We start from the raw sequence: 15,721 nt of genomic DNA on the forward strand, positions 1-15,721 counted from the left end.
ATCAATGAATAACTAAAAAATGGTGAAATATAGTAAAAGCTAAAGAGTTTTATTTTATATTAATTAATAGCTTATATAGTGATAACAGAAAAACATCGTTTATCCATATGAAAAATAAGGGTTTAAAGTTTTTATTACCATTTTGACTTGGCAGGTTTATCACTTGGCGTGAATCTTGTAATACCGAGTTACATCTTTGTTCATACTTGTAATGAATAATTGGTTATTCTAGCGAGATAAAATAAAAATAACTTTGCCAGCAACAAAGCACTAGAGCAAATAAAAAACATCAAACTTTTAGAGAAAAAGGGATTAAAAGTGGCCACTAAAAAACAAATTATTATACCTATTGTCATTTTAGCTACCGGCATTGCCGCCATGGTGGGTTTTTCTAGTATGAAAAAGCCCCCGGAGGAAAAAGAGCAAGTTGATAATACTCCTATTGTCGCCGTTGAAAAAATATCCGTGGCACCAATGACTCTGACAGTAAACTCTTACGGTATGGTAAAACCTAAATATGAAACCGAATTAATTGCGCAAGTCAACGGTGAAATTGTTGAGTTGAGTGCGGTGTTTGTTCGTGGCGGTTTTGTCAAGAAAGGTCAGTTATTAGCACGTATTGACCCCAGTGATTATAAAGCGGCGTTACTTGATGCCCAGGCGTCTATGGCTTCAGCACGCGCAGCCTTAGAAAAAGAAATGGCGCAAGGCAAAGTAGCAGAGCGAGAATGGAAACAAATTGAAAATAGTTCGCCGACCGAGTTAAGTTTACGCAAACCACAATTAGCTCAAGAGTTAGCACGAGTAAAATCGGCGCAAGCGTCAGTATTACGTGCAAAACGGAATTTAGAACGTACTGAAATACGCTCGCCGTACGATGCCTTGATAGACAGTCGTAATGTTGGTTTAGGTTCTTTTGTTGGTGTTGGTAGTAAAATTGGTCATGTATTGGGTACCGCAGTTGCTGAAATTCGTTTGCCCGTGGCAGATAATCAGTTAGCTTTTTTAACTAAAACTGCAGTTACTCAGCAAGGTGTTAATGCACCCGTTAATTTAATTGGTACTTATGCGGGACAAAGCACACAATGGCAAGCACATATATCACGCAGTGAAGGTATCATTGATAGTCAAAGTCGTATGAGTTATTTAGTAGCTGAAATTAATGATCCTTACTTATTAAATTCGGGCAATACTACGGGTGTACCGCTACGTTTTGGTAGTTACGTTAACGCTAAAATTAAGGGTTATGATATTAGTCAGGCAACCCTAATTCCTCGTTATTTAGTGGTCAATGGCAAGGTGGCTCTTTTAGATAGTGAATCAAAGTTGCATTATGTTGTTATTGATATTGTTCGCCAACAAGGTAGCCATGTTGTGGTCGCCAATGGTTTAGCTGACGGTGACCAATTAATTGTTTCTGCACTTGATTACCCAGTTGATGGCATGAAATTAGCCTTAGTGGTTGAGGATGCCGAAAAAGAATTGCCAACAAGTGAAGAAAATTCAAGCGAAACACAAATGGCCAGTAATAACAAAAAAGACTCAGGAGAATAAAAATGACTTCTTCTGTAGAGAATACCCCTGAAGATAAACAAGATATTGATAGCGAAAATTTGAATAGACCTCTTGATAATATCGATACTCATAAAGGTATTATTGCTTGGTTTGCTCGTAATAGTATCGCTGCCAACTTACTTATGTTTTTTATCTTGATTGGTGGCAGCTTAACGGCACTGACCATTAATAAACAAATGTTTCCCCAGTTAGAGTATAACTGGATTTCATATAATGCACCTTATCCTGGAGCCGCACCTCAAGAGGTTGAGGAAGGTATTACCATTAAGATCGAAGAAGCGCTTAAATCAGTGCAAGGACTTAAGCGAGTGATAACTTATTCTAGCCGAAATTATTCTAACGGCTGGTTTGAAGTTGAGCTTGATTATGATGCCCAGATTGTCTTGGAAGAGGTAAAATCAGCCATTGATGCTATTCCAAGTTTTCCGGACGGTATGGAGCGAATCAAGGTTGAGCGAGAGAAATTCCGTCAGGAAGTGATGTATATTTCACTTTATGGTGATTTAACTAATGGTGAGTTAAAAGAGCTTGGCCGTAAAATTCATAATGAAATACAGCAACTGCCCGGCATCAGTATTTCTGAGTTATACAGTGGCTTAGACTATGAAATATCCATTGAAGTCAGTAAAGATAAATTAAGAGAATACGGCTTAAGTTTTAGGGATATCGCTAACGCGGTACGTAGTTTTTCTCGCAATATGTCTGCTGGACAGATTCGCGCTGCTAATGGTTATATCAACTTGCGGGTGGAAAACCAAGCCTATCGTGGCTATGAGTTTGAACAAATTCCCGTTATTACTTTGGCAGATGGCACTAAAGTCTTGCTAGGTGAGGTTGCCACCATCAATGATGGCTTCCAGGAAGGTTTACAATATTCTAAATTTAATGGTGAAAATTCAATCACTATTTTTATCGGCGCTGCAGATAATCAAAGTATTACTAAGGTCGCCGATATTATGAATCGCTATGTTGATGAAAAATCGTCGATTTTACCTCCAGGAGTTAAGCTAGAAACTTGGGTTGATATGACTTATTACCTCAATGGCCGTTTGGACATGATGCTCGACAACATGAAAAGTGGTGCGGTGTTAGTCTTTTTGATGTTGGCGCTATTTTTACGGGTACGGCTAGCCTTCTGGGTAATGATGGGTTTGCCAGTATGTTTCTTAGGCACGTTATTATTTATGCCGATGGAATTTATCGGTGTCAGCATCAATGTTATTAGTTTATTTGCCTTTATCTTAGTACTTGGCATAGTGGTTGATGATGCCATCGTTATGGGAGAAAGTGCCCATGAAGAAATTGAAAAATACGGGCATACCACAGACAATGTTATTCGTGGTGTGCAACGTGTCGCTATGCCAGCCACTTTTGGTGTACTAACCACTATTGCCGTGTTTCTGCCCTTTCTCTTTGGTGAAGGTCCGTCCGCTGCCTTTGGTAAGGCCATTGGTGCCGTGGTGGTTTTATGTCTAATATTCTCACTAATCGAATCAAAACTTATTTTACCGGCGCATTTGGTTAAAATGAAGGCGAAAAAGTTTAATCCGAGAAACCCGCTAGATAGGCTTCGTGCTTGGATTGATACTAAGTTAAAAAACTTTATCGAAAATGTATATCGTCCAGCCTTAATCAAGTTTATTGAATATCGATATGCGGTGCTGATGTTTTTTATTAGCTTGATGCTGATAAGTGCCGGTTTATTTGGTGGCGGTTTAGTTCGCTATGTTGGCCAACCTAAGATACCTCATGATTTTCCTCGCATCAGTGTGGAAATGAATATTGATGCCTCAGAAAAAGCAACCTTAAAGACCCTACTCAGCATTGAAAGTATTATTCATAAAATTGATAAAGATATTGAAGCTAAATATGGCAGTTCAATGATCTCCGATATGCAAGTTGATTTACGTAGCAGAACAAACGGTCAAGTGATGGTCAAGCTTGTTATTCCAAAGGATAGAGCTATCAACACTTTTGAGCTGGCCGATTTATGGCGTAAGGCAATTCCTAACTACCCAGGTGTTAAATCGCTAACCATTAGTGATAATTTGTTTGGCGGTGGTCGAGATGATGGTGATATTGCCTTTAGACTGGAAAGCAAAGACGATGCTCAGTTACTGGCTGCGGCGCAAGAGCTCAAGCTGAAACTTAATTCACTTAAAGGTATCGGTGATGTTAATGATTCACGCCAAACCAGTGCTAAGGAAGTACAGTTCACCTTAAAACCTCTAGCTTATAGTTTAGGTTTAACACTGGAAGATATTGCCTCGCAAGTTAGCTATAGTTTCTATGGCTTAGAAGCGCAGCGTATTTTGCGTGATAGTGAAGAAGTTAAGGTCATGGTACGTTATCCGCTTGAGCAACGCAGCAGTGTTGGCCATGTTGATGATGTCATGATCCAAGCCCCTAATGGTGCAGAATTGCCTTTGTCTGAGTTGGCTGAAATTATTCTTACTGATGGTGTTACTCGCATTCGTCGAGAAAATGGTAACCGCACCATCAATGTCTGGGCATCAGTGGATGCTGAACAGGTTGAGCCCTTTGAAGTGACTAAAGATGTTCGTGATAATTTTATTCCTGAGTTACTGAGAAAATATCCTTTAGTGAAAAGTGAAGTGTCTGGACGTATTCAGGAAGAAATGGATGGTGCAGCGGAGCAGCTCCGTGACATGATGATTTCGTTTATGATTATATTTTCACTGTTAGCTATCCCATTAAAATCTTACTCACAAGCAATCATGATCATGACTGTGATTCCTTTTGGCATAATTGGAGCGGTATTCGGCCATATGATGTTAGGCTTGGATTTAAGCGTATTATCCATGTTTGGTATTGCGGCTGCATCGGGCGTGGTGGTCAATGATTCGCTGGTGATGGTGGATTTTGTTAACAAAGCAAGACAGCGTGGCGAGACCTTAAAAGATGCGGTAATACATGCGGGCACCAAGCGTTTTCGTGCCATCATGTTAACGTCAGTCACTACTTTTATTGGCCTGGTACCCATTATTTTCTTCGAAACCAGTGCTCAGGCGCAAATAGTGATCCCCATGGCGGTATCATTATCCTTTGGTGTGCTATTTGCCACCATAGTGACCTTAGTGTTTATTCCGAGCCTTTATATGATCATTGAAGATATGCGTATGCTGGTAAGACGTTTTATAAATGCCATTAAAAAAATGTTGTTTGGTACGGATGCTGCGGATACCACTAAAGTGTAAGTTAGCTCAGTTAGCTCAGTTAGCTCAGTAGACAAGAGCCATTTTATGAGAACCACCGCTTAGTCGGTGGTTTTTTATTATTGAACTGCCCTTAAATTAAAAAAGTCATATTAATTAGGGTGTTAATGGCGTTGTTGTCGGTAATTGCTTATCTAAGTCAACATGTCAGTTGCCGGGTAAAGTGAAAGGCCATACTGGTGAAGAATAAATATTATGGGGGTAAATATTGCCCGCTATCAAGATGATTAATTTTAATTATGGCTTTTTTCTAGGCGGCGACATTGTCAGTATTACAGGCGGTTTATCGATAGGATGTTTTTTAATGGCGATTAATGCTATAAATACTGCTCTTTAATACTGCTCTTTAATACTGCTTATAGAATTCGGCAGCCGATAATAGCAAAAAATGAGCGCTAAATAGCCCCATGATGGAACGACTAAAACAAATAATACTGCTCTTTTTTATCTTCACCTTAGCAAATTTAGGCAGTCTTAATACAGTTTGGGCACAGCATAGCCAGTTACAAAAAAACCTTCAAGAAATCAACTTGCAAGTCGATAAAAACCAAGCTTTGCTGGAGCTATCGCAATTGATTAAATCTCCTGCTATTAATGCGGCCGACAAAGTCGCTATATTACAGCAACAAGGTAAAGTTTTTTTTACCCTGCATCAATATAATCAAGGTATTGTCGTGGTACAGCAGGCAAAAGAAATTGCCATTCAGGAAAAATTACCCAGCTTAGCAGCACAAGCAAATAAAATGCTTGGCATACTATTGTATTATAAGGGGGAGTTAAAACCCGCATTAAAGGCTTATCAAACATCATTAGCTTATTATGATGATAATCAAGGCAGTGACGTTAATACCTATGCCATTGAACGGGCAAATTTGTTAAATAATATTGCCCTCGTTTATACCTCATTAGGGCAGCCCAATTTAGCCTTGGTCAATTATCAACTGGCTGGACCCTTATATGCCCGTTATGGCAATGAAACTGATAAAGTTGATGTTAGGTATAATATTGCTGTTTTACATATCAGCTTAAAACGTTTTGACAGTGCCATAGATATGCTAAAAGTTATCATAAAGAAGCGTCAGCAATTTAAAGATGGCCATGGTGTTGCCACGGCGAGAGCCGGTTTAGGTGTTGCCTATAAAGATTCTGGCCAGTTTGAGCTTGGCAAAGAAAATATTTTAGCCGCATTAGAATACTTTCAGCAGCACGGCTATAAACATGATATTGCTTCACAACTACATAATATGTCAGAAATCTATAACGATACTTTTGATATTGAGCAAGCGATGTTTTATGGCAAGCAGGCATTAGCTGTTAGCAAAGCAGTAGGTCACCAAAAAGCCTATGCCGGTAGTTTGCAAAGCCTAGCTAAAGCTGCCTTTTATTCTGGCGAGGTAAGGCTGGCTGCGCAATATATTGAGCGTTCCATTGCGGTTGGTAAAAAAATAGATTACCAAGTACTACTAACTGAAAATTTAGCCATCTCTGCCTTAATTAATGCCAGCCAACAAAAGTTTTCTCAGGCCCTTGTCCAACAAAAAAAATATCAAAATAGGTATCTGCAAGCATCTAATAGTTTACTTAATGATAAGTTGGCGGAATTTGAGTCAGTGCAGCTGAATCAAAAGATTGTTGATTTGGAGCAGCGGAGAAAATTGCAGAATTTACAATCCGCTAAAATAAAGCAGCAACGTAATCTTATCATTTTAGCCTTAGTGCTCATTCTAGTGGTGGTGTTTTTTATCTATCGACGCTATCTGGAAAAACGCTTAACGCAAGAATTAGAATTTCGTGTTAAACAGCGGACTCGTGAACTTGAAGATTTAACCGATGAATTAGCCCAAGCTAACCAAGTTAAAAGTCAATTTCTGGCTAATATGAGTCATGAAATACGTACACCACTTACCGCTATTGTTGGCCATGCTGAAGCCATTATTTATGGAGATACTGATACTGATAAAGATAAGATCCAAGAAGATATAGCAGTTATCCATGGCAATAGTTTACATTTATTAGAGTTAATTAATGATATTTTGGATTTGAGTCGGATTGAAGCCAATAAGTTTGAATTAGAAATACAACCACTGAATATAGCTGAATTAATTCAAGATTTAGCCGATACTTTTACCGATCAAGCTCAGCAAAAGAACTTGAAATTCACCATTGAACATCAATTATCGTTACCCTTTATTATTCAAGTCGATAGTTTACGCTTAAAGCAAATATTGCTAAATTTATGTGCTAATGCGATTAAATTTACCCAAAAAGGTCAGGTAATACTCACTATCACATGGCAACATGAGCAATTGACTTTTACTGTCTCAGATACCGGCATAGGCTTGAGTAAGGATCATTTAGCCCAAATTTTTGAAATATTTACTCAAGCCGATAATAGTATTAGCCGACGCTTTGGCGGCTCTGGACTTGGACTTTCTTTATCAAATCAGCTAGCAAAATTAATGGCTGGCAATATCGCGGTGACCAGTACTTTAGGTAAGGGCAGCCAGTTTTGCCTGACCCTACCTTGTCAACATATTAATGACACGAGTAATGCCATTGATGATGTACCGCCAGTGGAAATTGCTGACCTGAGTTTTAGCGGTAAAATACTTTTGGCTGAAGACCATGATGATAACCGTCGCTTGATTACCCGATTATTGACCAGTTTAGGTTTAGACGTTATTGTCGCCAGCAATGGTAAAGAAGCGGTACAACTTTGCCTTGAACATCAGCCCAAGTTGATACTGTTAGATATTCAAATGCCTGAAATGGACGGTGTTGAGGCTTATAAAACGCTGCGTGCTTTAGGTTGCCATCAGCCTATCTATGCCTTAACGGCGAATGCTATGAGCCATGAAGTGAGCCAATACTTGGCAGTCGGTTTTACTGGGCACTTAAAGAAGCCCATTGAAAGAAAGAATTTTATTGCTACCCTAGCTAAGTATTTCACCACTGACTCGCAAGGTCAGTCACCAGGGCAGGGTTTAACGGCCAGTGAAGTGATTAATAAAGCCGAACAAAGTCTCTCTCAGGTTGACTTGAGTGATTTAATCGTTGAATTTAAATGCAATCTTAATAACGATAAGCGTGAGTTGCAACGTTATAGTGATAATGATGAGATAGAAAAACTGGCTTATCTTGCTCATCGTTTAGCTGGCGCGGCACAAATGTTTGGCTTTGCTGAGCTTAACCAAGCAGCACAAGAATTAGAGCTTATAATTAAGAGAGAATTAGTGGCAGATAAACCAGATCAGTTGTTAATTAGTGACTTGACCCATTGTCTAGTTGATGAAATTTATTTGATTGAGCAGCAGTAATATTATTATGACGAAGAAATTTTCTTATTCGCAAGCCTTGTTGGCTGTAGCCATTGCCTTTTTCGCCTGGTCGCTATACAAGTTTACTGTACAGCTACCCGCTATTGTCAGTGTCATTGAAAAAACCACGCACACAGTTGATTTGCTCAGCCCAAAAATTGATGACATAGTCACTGAAGTTGCTTTAGTTCGAGTAGAAGTGGCTAAAGTCAGAGAGTTGGTCGCGCAGCAAACCCCTGAAATTTTATCGCAAGTGGCAGCCTCACTGCCTGTGGTGCAGCAAGTGATAGTGGAAAGTGAGTATTATTCCAGACAGTTACCCGCATTGCTAAGCCAACTGGCGAGTATCGAGCAACAAGTAGCAAAATTACAAGCCTCTATGCCCGCCATACTTAAACGTGTTGATGATGTTGTTAACACCACCAATAATACCACTGCGGAAGTAGCCCGTTGGCGACCTCATTCCACTCGCTACCTGGCAGAAGTTGAGCTCTCCAGAGACTATATACCCCAGTACTTGTCCCGCATTGAAAATACTATTGTTGACGCTAAAACTATCGGCAAGGAAGCCAGTAGTGGTTTAGTGTCAGGTTTTTTCAAGGGTGTTATTACTTTGCCTTTTGAGGTGATTGCCGGTCTCGCGGGTATTGTTGATGTGAACTCTCGCTCAGCTAAGTATTTAACCGCCCAAGACGTTGCCCTGATGCAAGAAAAAGTTGTTGTTTTACTTAATGATAGCAAGCAAAGTAAGTCGGTTTGGCAAAATGTGAAGAGCGGTAACCGCGGTACCATTATGAAAGGAAAAATGACGATTCGTAATAAACGGCAATGTGTTAAGGTCACTTTTAATAATTACTTTGCCAGTGAAAAAGAAACCCTCAAAGAACTAATGTGTATTGATGACAAAGGTTTATGGAAGGTGAACTAAGCTTTTCCCATCGACAGCATGGTAAGGGAAACTTTATTGTGTACAATACTGGCATTATAAGCTTGCAATATAAAAGACGTTAACAGGAATGGAACATGGCTAGAGAACAATTTGGTATTTGCGCTGAACCAAACTTGCACGGAAATTATTTATTATTTAATGTTCTAGATAATAAAAATGCCTTTATTCGTGCGGCAATCTCACGTTTACCTAAGTTATTTGAAAATTATGCCGAGCAGTTTTCTGAGGCAAATCTTATTGGTGTTATCGCCATAGGTGAAGCCTATTGGGATGAATTTTATCCCCGTGCACGTCCCGCTTTATTAACCGCCTTTCCCGTAATGCATAGTGGTGATCGAGTTGCACCAACCAATAGTTATGATCTTTACGTAGAGATCCGTAGTGATCGCGCTGATGTTAATCATATTGTCAGTACTAAGGTCTGTCAGCTATTGGGTGATAGTGTTGAGCTAATAGAGCAAGTACAAGCGTTTAGATTTTTAGATGGCAGAGACTTAACCGGTTTTGTTGATGGTACTGAGAACCCACAAGGATTACACCGCCGTGAAGTGGCTCTGGTGAAAGAGCAAGATGATAGTCGTTTTGCTGGTGGTAGCTATTTACATACCCAGCGTTATCAGCATAACTTAACACTGTGGGACTCGCTTGCTGAGCATGAGCAAGAAGATGTTTATGGTCGAACTAAGCTCGACAACGTTGAATATGATAGTGCTGATAAGGCGCTAACAGCCCACACCAAACGTACTAGCCTTAAAGATGAACAAGGCAATAGTATTGAAATTGTTAGGCAAAGTATGCCTTATGGTGACATGAAGCGTAAAGGGCTATTTTTTGTTTCCTATTGTCAGTCACCCAAGCCTTTTGAACTTATGCTTCATAGTATGATCCATGGCGATGGCCATGGTAATGTCGATCATTTACTTAAATATACCCAAGCTGAAACGGGTAGCGCCTTTTTTGCCCCTAGTTTAAATTTTCTTGCTCATGTGGCCGATATTGACTAATAGCAATATTTAATTAACCGGACCGGCCCTTTATTTGTCTTGTTCACTTATGGGTACTGCTGGTTGTTTAGCTATCACTTCATGATAATTTTCGGCTATATAGTGTCCTTGATTAATCGCCAGCTCTGACTCTGGCGCTAGTTGCCCCAAAGGTAATAATGCCGGACCGGTCGGCTCTGCTAACAGGTAAATTATCTGCTCATATTCAATAGTGACTTCCCCCGCTTCTGCGGGAATATTGATACCAATAAAGGCATGACCATCAATATAGATTAATACCATTTCAATTCTAGGCATCAACGCTCTAAGTAAGGCTGCGGTTAGCGTCATCTTACTGTCACAATCCCCTTGATTCTGCCACAGTAACTGTAATGGCGGGTTAAAACCTGCACCTGAAGAGGTGAGTCTAGATTCTAAGGTATCGTAAGGAATACTTTGCACAAAACCCAAGACATAGTTAGTTGCTTTACGAATATTTTCAATAGAGACCTGCTCTAAAATTATCGGCTTTAAAGCCTTTAAATCTGCGACCGAATCATTAGCCATACTGACATGGTCTACCTTAATGCCACTGAGTTGTTCATGATTGCTAAAGGCTTGGTAATACGTTTCCTTTAAGTACTCTCGGGTTATTTTAGCCTCTACTCGCGCTAATTCTTGATAGGCTTTGCTTACGTTATTTTTATCTAAGCCTCTGGCTTCAATAATAAAATTATTCTGCTGTTGCCGATAATGTATTTGCACCCCTGCAATAGGGTTTTTCTGCATATGTTTCTTAATACGGCGAAGAATTGTTTTTTGCGCATAACTATTTTGATAGTTTTTAAAGTTTCTAAAGCGCTCAAATAACCCTGCTGATGTTAAGGTAAAACTGATTTCTTGTTTGATTTTACTGTGGTCAAGCCATTGGTAATGAAAACGATAACCTTGCTCTACCTGAGTTTTATTAAAGCTCAGTTGCTGAGCTTGGCCCTTAACCATAAGTAAGGGCAGCAAAGCAGCAATGATTAGTAGGCGCTGATACTTGTTAAAAAATGCGTAGGATAAATTAAAAGTCACGTTATTTTTACTCTTTACTCTGGTGATAGTACTGCTGATAACATAAATGTTATTACGGTTGTTAACACTGTCGTTTGTTAATACTGTCGTTTGTTAATATCGGCATTCATTTGTTTATCGCCTAAGCTTTAAATTAACTCAGGCTTAGCAATTTGGCTAAGGATTAGCTGAGTATAAACCCTAAATAACAGCTTAACTTAGTTTTAAAGGTAATAGTAAGCGGCTGATAACGTTCTGCCAAGAAAATAACAGCATAATCTTGGTAGTTTTTAAAATAAAGTAGCGCTTTACATTGCTATGATTTATATTATATTCAAACGAGTGTTTTAATCGTGTGTTTGCCACACGGTAATCTATTTTCTAAAGAGGAGGTTTACATGGCTGAATATAAAGCGCCATTAACTGATATGAATTTTTTGTTATATCAAGTGTTTAATGCCGATAAAATGTGGCAACAATCATCCCAGCTCAAAGACCAAGTTGATAAAGAAACGGCGATAGCAATATTACAAGAATGTGCAAAGATTGCTGAACAAGAAATAGATCCTATTGCCCGTCAAGGTGATGAAATAGGTGTTATTTTTACCCTTAATGAAGATGGTGTCGGTGGCCAAGTTAAAACGGCACCTGGCTATAAAGAGGCTTTTGATACTTTCGCCAAAGGTGGTTGGTGCGCCCTTGGCGGTGATATTAATTATGGCGGCATGGGTATGCCAAAAATTGTCAGTGCTTTTATGGAGGAGATGCTCTGTAGCACGGATATATCGTTTGCCTTATACCCAATACTTACCGCTGGCGCTGCTTTGTCATTAGCCAAACACGGTAGTGAAGCATTAAAGCAACGTTATCTAACTAAACTCTATAGTGGCCAATGGTCGGCGTCAATGTGTTTAACTGAAGCACATGCGGGCTCAGATCTGGGCATTATCCAAACCAAAGCGTTGCCACAAGCAGACGGTAGTTATCACATTAGCGGTAGTAAAATATTTATTACCGGTGGTGAGCATGATCTCACCGAAAATATCATTCACCTAGTTTTGGCTAAATTACCTGACGCACCCGATGGTCCTAAAGGTATATCCCTCTTTCTGGTACCAAAATTCAATGTCGATGACAATGAATGTTTAGCCGAGCGAAATAAGGTTAGTTGTGGCTCTATTGAAGAAAAAATGGGTATTCATGCCTCATCTACTTGTGTAATGAATTTTGATGGTGCGCAAGGGTTCTTGATTGGTGAGTTAAATAAAGGCTTGGCTTGTATGTTTACCATGATGAACTTTGAACGTATCGGTGTTGGTATACAAGGGCTGTCAGCGGGTGAACGCTCTTATCAAAATGCCCTTGAATATGCTAAAGACAGACGCCAAGGTAAATCACTAACTAAATCGTCAAAGAAATCAGCTCAGCCGGACTCTATCATGGTTCATGGTGATGTGCGCCGTATGTTGCTCTCTATGAAAGCCTTTAATGAAGGCTCGCGGGCATTAAGTTGCTATATTGCCATGCAACTTGATTACGCAACGTTTGCCAGCGGAGAGCTGCAGAAAAAAGGTGAACAGTTATCGAGCTTAATGACACCTTTGGCAAAAGCTTTTTTCACTGACTTAGGTTTTGAATCTGCTGTTGCCGGCCAACAAGTGTTGGGAGGGCATGGTTATATTCGTGAGTGGGGACAAGAGAAATTAGTGCGTGATGCCCGTATTGCACAAATTTATGAAGGCACCAATGGTATTCAGGCCATGGATTTGTTGATGCGTAAAGTCATTGGCAGTAAAGGCGACTTGATTAACGTGTTTACTAAAGAAGTCAGTGACTACATTGAGTCTCAGCAAGGTAACCAAGCCATGACTGAGTTTGTTGACCCCTTAGCAAGTGCCTTGGCTGATTTACAAGATATATCGGCATTACTATTAACGAAATCTGCTGATGATTTAAATGAAATTGGCGCCGCAGCCAATGATTACTTACATGTCTTTGGCTATACTGCCATGGCCTTTATTTGGGCTAAGATGGCGCAAGTATCATTACAACACCTTGCTCAGCTGGAAAATGCTAATGATGAGCAAAGTGAGTACGGCGTTAATTTTTATCAGAGTAAGTTGCATACCGCACGATATTATTTTGCCCGTTTATTACCGCGCCGATTATCGTTACTGGCGACCATCAAGTCAGGTTGTCATACTTTATTTGCTATCGATGATGAGCTTTTTTAGCCTAATAAAGTAACTCACTGCAACTCGGCATAAGCAAAGTTAGTCAACAAGCAATTTTTATCTTTATGTGCAGTGCCATTGTGCATGCACAATGGCACTCCTTGCTAAAGCAAAAAACTATCATGGTTGATAATATGATAGTTTTTTGCTGATGATTTTTTGGCAATTACTGCTTTATTGCGTTTATAGCTATATTGATAATATTCTTTTCTGGGAAAAACAAACCCTCAGCGAGCACTTTTCTGACAATTGCTGGTGATATTTCACCATAAAGTGATAAAAAAATGTTTTTTACTGCTTTTTTTACTGTTTTTTTTACATCGTATAGCACAAAAGTACACAAATTCATTCACTTCCCCGTAAGCCTTAATTTTACTGATGTTATAGCCAGTATCTTGTCAGTATTTTTCATTTTCCTTACTTGACAGCTCCTTACTTTTTTCACTAAACTGTATCATTGTGGAAAAAAGTGGGGAAATGTGGAACTTGAAGTTTCACCCTTACTCACTTGTTTATTAATTAACCGAAAACGGCGAAGCAACAACAGATATGTTTAGAGGCAGCAGCGCAATTACCCTTGATAGCAAAAATAGGATCACGATACCGACCAAGTATCGTGATGAGCTATTTGCTGATTGCCAAGGGAAAATGGTCTGTACTGTTGATATTCAGCAAGCTTGTTTATTACTTTATCCCTTAGCTGAGTGGGAAGAAATAGAATTATCTTTGGCTAGCTTGTCTAGCACCAACCGACAAGAACGGTTATTCAAACAAATAATTTTGGGTAATGCCAGTGATTGTGAAATGGATAAAAATGGTCGTTTACTTATCAATGGGCCATTAAGACAACATGCCAATTTAGATAAAAATATCATGCTTGTCGGCCAATTGAATAAATTTGAAATTTGGCATGACAGCGCATGGCAAACACTAATGCAACAGGGTATTAGTAAAATACAAACAGGTGAAATTGAATTGACTGAACGTTTGCTCGACTTATCACTTTAGTCTTTATTGAAATTACTTTATAAAAATAAATGCGTTAACAAGGGTTATAAAAATAATAACATGGAATTAGACACCACTCATATCTCAGTATTGCTCAATGAAGCCATTGAAGGCTTAGCTATTACCGGTGATGGTTGCTTTATCGACTGTACTTTTGGTCGCGGCGGTCACTCATCCTTAATTCTTTCTAAGTTATCTAGTCATGGTCGCTTAATTGCTATTGATCGTGACCCTTCGGCCATTGCTGCCGCTGACAAATTCAAAGATGATTCACGTTTTTTAATTGAGCATCAAGGTTTTGCCGCCTTAGCTGAAATTGCGGAAAAGCATAATTTAATGGGCAAGGTTGATGGCATTTTACTTGATCTAGGTGTTTCTTCCCCTCAGTTAGATGAAGCTGAACGGGGTTTTAGCTTTATGAGAGATGGTCCCCTTGATATGCGTATGGATACCAGCAAGGGTCAAACCGCAGCAGAATGGCTAGCGGTTGCCGATGTTGAGGATATTACGTGGGTGTTAAGAACCTTTGGTGAAGAAAAACATGCTTGGCGAATTGCCAATGCGATTGTTGATAGCCGAGAAGAGACACCGTTAACCCGAACTAGCCAATTAGCCAAGTTGATCAAAACCACAGCACCACAACGAGAAATCAAGAAGCACCCAGCAACGCGTAGCTTTCAGGCCATTCGCATGTATATCAATAGTGAACTAGAGCAAATAGAAAAAGCCCTAGCCGCTTCACTTGATGTGTTAGCAGAAGGCGGGCGCCTTGTTGTTATTAGCTTTCATTCACTAGAAGACCGTTTAGTGAAGCAGTTTATGAGAAAACACTCTCAAGGTAGAAAAGTGCCGCGAGGCCTGCCTATCAGTGAAGTTGAATTAAATAAGAGTAAAAAATTCTTGTTAATTGGGCGGAAATTAAAACCCAGTAAAGCGGAAGTTGAGCAAAATGTACGTTCGAGAAGTTCGGTATTGCGTGTTGCTGAGCGTTTAGCTAGAAATATTGATTAGTTATGGCAGCTCGTGCCTTAGTCTTTGATATTTGGCAAGATATTGTCCGCTTTAGCGTTACTTATATTTTGTTGATATTTGTGGTGATGTCAGCATTTGCGGTGATTTATTACAGTCATATTAATCGACAAACTACCAGTGACCTTGAAGTGTTGTTAACACTCAAATATGAATTGGATATTGAGTGGCGTAATTTATTAATAGAGCAAAGTAGTTTAGCAGAACACAGCGCGATAGAGAGTAAAGCTAAAAAATTATTAGGTATGAAACGCCCCGATAGGGACTCGGAAGTGATTGTTAGCTTGCAGTAGGGCAAGGGCTAATAGCGAGAACTTATGAGAAACAACTT

At 39.5% G+C, this 15,721-nt stretch carries 11 protein-coding genes; 9 read left to right on the top strand and 2 right to left on the bottom strand.

All coding sequences use genetic code 11. The features are described from left to right. Positions 1 to 318 precede the first annotated feature (318 nt). The 5 genes from MTCD1_RS00440 to MTCD1_RS00460 all read left to right on the top strand — a co-directional run bounded on the left by MTCD1_RS00440 (position 319) and on the right by MTCD1_RS00460 (position 10,081). Positions 319 to 1,554 carry an efflux RND transporter periplasmic adaptor subunit gene (locus MTCD1_RS00440; RefSeq protein WP_057182521.1) on the top strand — a complete coding sequence of 412 codons (1,236 nt, stop codon included), beginning with the start codon at positions 319 to 321 and terminating at the stop codon, positions 1,552 to 1,554. A gap of 2 nt (positions 1,555 to 1,556) precedes the next feature. Continuing rightward, positions 1,557 to 4,793: an efflux RND transporter permease subunit gene (locus tag MTCD1_RS00445; protein ID WP_231733084.1), complete on the top strand. Its 3,237-nt coding sequence runs from the start codon at positions 1,557 to 1,559 to the stop codon at positions 4,791 to 4,793. A 425-nt stretch (positions 4,794 to 5,218) separates the two neighbouring features. Continuing rightward, a complete protein-coding gene (locus MTCD1_RS00450; protein ID WP_231733083.1) occupies positions 5,219 to 8,128 on the top strand; it encodes a tetratricopeptide repeat-containing hybrid sensor histidine kinase/response regulator in 2,910 nt (969 codons plus the stop codon). Between the two features lie 7 nt (positions 8,129 to 8,135). Further along, positions 8,136 to 9,056, top strand: coding sequence for a hypothetical protein (locus MTCD1_RS00455; protein ID WP_057182517.1), 921 nt, complete (start codon positions 8,136 to 8,138; stop codon positions 9,054 to 9,056). A gap of 95 nt (positions 9,057 to 9,151) precedes the next feature. Further along, positions 9,152 to 10,081 carry a Dyp-type peroxidase gene (locus MTCD1_RS00460; protein WP_057182515.1) on the top strand — a complete coding sequence of 310 codons (930 nt, stop codon included), beginning with the start codon at positions 9,152 to 9,154 and terminating at the stop codon, positions 10,079 to 10,081. A gap of 30 nt (positions 10,082 to 10,111) precedes the next feature. On the opposite strand, the gene MTCD1_RS00465 is transcribed toward MTCD1_RS00460, so the two are convergent. Further along, positions 10,112 to 11,140, bottom strand: coding sequence for a hypothetical protein (locus MTCD1_RS00465; RefSeq protein ID WP_231733082.1), 1,029 nt, complete (start codon positions 11,138 to 11,140; stop codon positions 10,112 to 10,114). Positions 11,141 to 11,517: 377 nt separating this feature from the next. On the opposite strand from MTCD1_RS00465, the gene MTCD1_RS00470 reads away from it, so the two are divergent. Beyond that, positions 11,518 to 13,353 (top strand): acyl-CoA dehydrogenase C-terminal domain-containing protein, encoded by a 1,836-nt coding sequence (locus MTCD1_RS00470; RefSeq protein ID WP_057182514.1) that lies wholly within the window; start codon positions 11,518 to 11,520, stop codon positions 13,351 to 13,353. 166 nt (positions 13,354 to 13,519) lie between these two features. Here the strand turns inward: MTCD1_RS00470 and MTCD1_RS00475 are convergent, their stop codons facing one another. After that, positions 13,520 to 13,702 (bottom strand): hypothetical protein, encoded by a 183-nt coding sequence (locus MTCD1_RS00475; protein WP_057182512.1) that lies wholly within the window; start codon positions 13,700 to 13,702, stop codon positions 13,520 to 13,522. Positions 13,703 to 13,902: 200 nt separating this feature from the next. Here MTCD1_RS00475 and mraZ point away from each other — a divergent pair, with 200 nt between their 5' ends. The 3 genes from mraZ to ftsL are packed head-to-tail and all read left to right on the top strand — an operon-like array spanning position 13,903 to position 15,683. Continuing rightward, the gene (mraZ, locus tag MTCD1_RS00480; protein ID WP_057182510.1) at positions 13,903 to 14,361 is read left to right on the top strand and encodes a division/cell wall cluster transcriptional repressor MraZ; all 459 of its coding nucleotides are present in this window, start codon (positions 13,903 to 13,905) and stop codon (positions 14,359 to 14,361) included. 60 nt (positions 14,362 to 14,421) lie between these two features. Continuing rightward, the gene (gene rsmH / locus MTCD1_RS00485) at positions 14,422 to 15,372 is read left to right on the top strand and encodes a 16S rRNA (cytosine(1402)-N(4))-methyltransferase RsmH (RefSeq protein ID WP_057182509.1); all 951 of its coding nucleotides are present in this window, start codon (positions 14,422 to 14,424) and stop codon (positions 15,370 to 15,372) included. A 2-nt stretch (positions 15,373 to 15,374) separates the two neighbouring features. Continuing rightward, on the top strand, positions 15,375 to 15,683 hold the full coding sequence (ftsL, locus tag MTCD1_RS00490; RefSeq protein ID WP_057182508.1) for a cell division protein FtsL: 309 nt from the start codon (positions 15,375 to 15,377) through the stop codon (positions 15,681 to 15,683). Positions 15,684 to 15,721 lie beyond the last annotated feature (38 nt).

The organism is Colwellia marinimaniae, from assembly GCF_002207865.1.
GTDB classification, from domain to species: domain Bacteria; phylum Pseudomonadota; class Gammaproteobacteria; order Enterobacterales; family Alteromonadaceae; genus Colwellia; species Colwellia marinimaniae.

Excerpts from the sequence above, each read along its gene's own strand:
- MTCD1_RS00445 (WP_231733084.1), top strand. The coding sequence starts at position 1,557 with ATGACTTCTTCTGTAGAGAATACCCCTGAAGATAAACAAGATATTGAT.
- MTCD1_RS00450 (WP_231733083.1), top strand. The coding sequence starts at position 5,219 with ATGATGGAACGACTAAAACAAATAATACTGCTCTTTTTTATCTTCACC.
- MTCD1_RS00455 (WP_057182517.1), top strand. The coding sequence starts at position 8,136 with ATGACGAAGAAATTTTCTTATTCGCAAGCCTTGTTGGCTGTAGCCATT.
- MTCD1_RS00460 (WP_057182515.1), top strand. The coding sequence starts at position 9,152 with ATGGCTAGAGAACAATTTGGTATTTGCGCTGAACCAAACTTGCACGGA.
- MTCD1_RS00470 (WP_057182514.1), top strand. The coding sequence starts at position 11,518 with ATGGCTGAATATAAAGCGCCATTAACTGATATGAATTTTTTGTTATAT.
- MTCD1_RS00475 (WP_057182512.1), bottom strand. The coding sequence starts at position 13,702 with ATGAATTTGTGTACTTTTGTGCTATACGATGTAAAAAAAACAGTAAAA.
- mraZ (WP_057182510.1), top strand. The coding sequence starts at position 13,903 with ATGTTTAGAGGCAGCAGCGCAATTACCCTTGATAGCAAAAATAGGATC.
- rsmH (WP_057182509.1), top strand. The coding sequence starts at position 14,422 with ATGGAATTAGACACCACTCATATCTCAGTATTGCTCAATGAAGCCATT.
- ftsL (WP_057182508.1), top strand. The coding sequence starts at position 15,375 with ATGGCAGCTCGTGCCTTAGTCTTTGATATTTGGCAAGATATTGTCCGC.